General features: G+C 53.5%; 1 protein-coding gene, 3 tRNA genes, 1 rRNA gene and 1 riboswitch. All 5 genes read right to left on the bottom strand.

Annotation, left to right across the window (positions count from 1 at the left end):
- A 16S ribosomal RNA gene (locus H9X81_RS11470) occupies positions 1-208 on the bottom strand; the annotation flags it as partial.
- Positions 209-678: 470 nt separating this feature from the next.
- Positions 679-2,082 (bottom strand): alanine/glycine:cation symporter family protein, encoded by a 1,404-nt coding sequence (locus tag H9X81_RS11465; protein WP_204722158.1) that lies wholly within the window; start codon positions 2,080-2,082, stop codon positions 679-681.
- 153 nt (positions 2,083-2,235) lie between these two features.
- Positions 2,236-2,331: riboswitch (glycine riboswitch) on the bottom strand.
- Positions 2,332-2,865: 534 nt separating this feature from the next.
- Positions 2,866-2,941: transfer RNA gene (locus tag H9X81_RS11460), tRNA-Trp, on the bottom strand.
- A gap of 27 nt (positions 2,942-2,968) precedes the next feature.
- Positions 2,969-3,045, bottom strand: a tRNA-Ile gene (locus H9X81_RS11455).
- A gap of 62 nt (positions 3,046-3,107) precedes the next feature.
- A tRNA-Asn gene (locus H9X81_RS11450) sits at positions 3,108-3,183 on the bottom strand.
- Positions 3,184-3,213 lie beyond the last annotated feature (30 nt).

The following is a 3,213-nucleotide window of genomic DNA, read 5'->3' as shown; positions in this document are numbered from 1 at the left end:
CGACACTGTGGTCTTATGCGGTATTACCACCCGTTTCCAGGTGCTATCCCCCTCTTGAAGGCAGGTTGCTCACGTGTTACTCACCCGTCCGCCACTAAGAATACAGGTCTTCTGCCCGAAGGCTTCAGTCCCGCATTCTCCGTTCGACTTGCATGTGTTAGGCGCGCCGCCAGCGTTCGTCCTGAGCCAGGATCAAACTCTTAATTAAATCGTTTATCCAAACAGCAGACCTGCTAAGAATCTGCCGCCTAAATAGCTCTCAAACAAACTTGGCTTTCGCTTCGTCTATCTGTTCCTTTGAATTACTTCTCAAAGTATTGTTCAAGGGTTCTTACTTACTCGTTAGTTCCTGTTCAATTTTCAAGGTTCTTTGCTGTCCTCTCGGGACAGCTTGTTTATCTTACCACAACTCAGGAGCTTTGTCAACACCTTTTTTTCGGCTTTTTCAAAGCCCTTTTTGTCGGGCGCCGTCCGCATCGGACAGCTTAGTTATAATACCACAGGGTTTTCTCTCTGTCAACGCTTTTTTTCATTTTTCTACACGGGCTTTTTCTTTTTGTAATTCCGGTATAATTCCCTCCACCAGATTTGAACACCATGCCCATCCTATCCAAAAAACTGCACAAACAAAAACAGTGTCCCTTGCCAACCTGGCGAGGGACACTGTACTGTCGATTCTTATTCCATGCCTGCGCTCTGTACTGGAACGAACTGTTCCTCCGCAGATTTTTCATCTTCCTCTTCCCAGTTTTCCCGGCTGATCTTGACCACCAGTCCGGACAGGGCCAACAGTGCGATCAGGTTCGGGATTACCATGAGGCCATTGAAGAGATCCGAAAGGTTCCAGACCAGCTCCACTTCCTGCAGCGAACCGAACAGCACACAGAGGACAACACCGATGCTGTATACCGGCAGCGCCTTCTTGCCGAAGAGGGCCTTGAAGTTGATCTCGCCGAAGAAGTACCAGCCGATGATGGTGGAGAAGGCGAAGAACAGCATGCACAGGGCGATAAAGGCATCACCGAACCAGCCGAACTTCTGGCTGAAGGCCAGCTGGGCCAGAGCGGCACCGGTGGCACCGCTTCCGAGGACGCCGGAGGTGAGGATCACCATAGCGGTGAGGGTGAGGATCACGAAGGTGTCAATAAAGACGCTGACCATGGCGATCTCGCCCTGTTCCTGGGGGTGCTTTACCTTAGCCAGGACATGGGCATGAGGAGTGGAGCCCATACCGGCCTCATTGCTGAACAGACCTCTTGCCACACCGATACGCATTGCCTGCTGAACGCTGATACCAGCGGCGCCGCCCACAACTGCCTGTGTGCTGAAAGCGGAAGTGAAGATCATGCGCAGGGCTTCGGGGACAGCCTCATGGTTGATCACCAGGAGAGCGGTGCAGCCGATGATGTAGAAGAGCGCCATAATCGGGACAACCTTTTCGGTGAAGGAGGCGATCCGGCGGACACCGCCCAGGAAGATGAAGGCAGCCGCCGCGGCGGTAACCAGACCCACAGCCAGCTTGGGAAGACCGAAGGCATTATGGAAGGCATCGCTGATGGAGTTGGCCTGCACCATATTGCCGGTAAAGCCCAGGGCAAAGACAATGGCGATGGAGAAGAAGCCAGCCAGGAACTTTCCGAACTTTCCCTTGAAGACTGCACGGATATAGTAGATGGGGCCGCCGGTGACCTGACCGTCAACGGTGGTACGGAAGGTCTGGGCGAGGACCGCTTCTCCATAGATGGTAGCCATACCGAAGAAAGCGGAAACCCACATCCAGAAGATGGCGCCTGCGCCGCCGCTGGCCAGAGCCACTGCGCATCCGGCGATGTTGCCGGTACCCACCTGAGCGGCGATGGCAGTGGTCAGTGCCTGGAAGGAACTCATACCCTCGTGATCGGCCTTTTTACCGTTGAGGCTGAACCCTCCGAACAGACGGGCCAGGCCATGACCGAACCGGCGCACCTGAATGAAGCGCATCCGCACGGTGAACCAGATGCCGGTACCGAACAGGAGGAACAGAAGGATATTGTTCCAGAAAAAGTCACTGATGCTTTTGACCAACGGGGCAAGCTGCTGCATGATAGATAATCTCCTCTCAATCATACAAACGAAGTCCGGGACAAAAGCAAAGCCGGAATGCAAATGCAGCATTCCGGCCCTGAAGATCCAAACAAAACAAGCACAGCCCGCCGACCGGGGGACACCCGACCGACAAACTGACCTGATGATCGTTTCTTACACTCTGTCCTTTTGCCTGAGAGATTAACGCAGGAATTGCGCCTTGCACCTTCGGCACCTCCGCTGGGAGGCTTCTCCAGAGCCACATCCGTTCATAGTCCCTGCCCGAATCCGGGCACCTGAGAGTATTACTCCTTCGGTAAGCGATTGCTTTCTCCTACAAACTTCGTTTGTTGTATTTGTATGCATTGACTATATCATGTCCTCGGATAAAAGTCAAGTGTTTTTGATGAAGAGGTTTTTCCGGATTTTACCAGATGCAGACCTGTACCCAGACCATCACCAGATATGCAGCAGATCCTGCACCAGAGCGCCGGTTCCCGCTGCCTGGAAGCACACAGACACACGGCATTACTTTTGCTGCCAAAGCTGCCGCACTGTGTACCGACATGGCTGCCTTATCCTGCCCCGGGTGGAAAGCAGAGCATCCGGACAGGCAGCACACCCAAAACCCAGGACATGACTCCGTAGCCGCAGAAATCGCTTGCGCTGTCCAGGAGCTGTCTTTCCACAGGGCTTCGGAGATTTGCTTTCGATTGTCTGTAAGAGGGTGGTGATCAGCCAGACCGCTCCGGAGTTTCCCGGGAAATAAAAAAACACACCCAGACGAATCTGAGTGTGTTTTGGCAGGGGCAGTAGGACTTGAACCCACGACCAACGGTTTTGGAGACCGCGACTCTACCAACTGAGCTATACCCCTATATTCAACATCGGACGAACGACGAATTGGTGGGCCTTCAGGGACTCGAACCCGGGACCGTCCGGTTATGAGCCGGATGCTCTAACCAACTGAGCTAAAGGCCCAATGTACTATATAGACAGCACCGCACTGAGGGATCAAACGAACAGTGCGGGCCTAAAACGCATGGCTCCCCAAGTTGGACTCGAACCAACGACCCTGCGATTAACAGTCGCATGCTCTACCGACTGAGCTATTGAGGAATATAAAGCCGGGGAAAGAAGTGACTCTTT

This window comes from Hydrogenoanaerobacterium saccharovorans, assembly GCF_016901815.1.
GTDB classification, from domain to species: Bacteria; Bacillota; Clostridia; order Oscillospirales; family Ruminococcaceae; genus Avimicrobium; species Avimicrobium caecorum.
The sequence above is the reverse complement of the archived record's forward strand: the minus strand, read 5'-3'. Positions and strand labels throughout refer to the sequence as shown.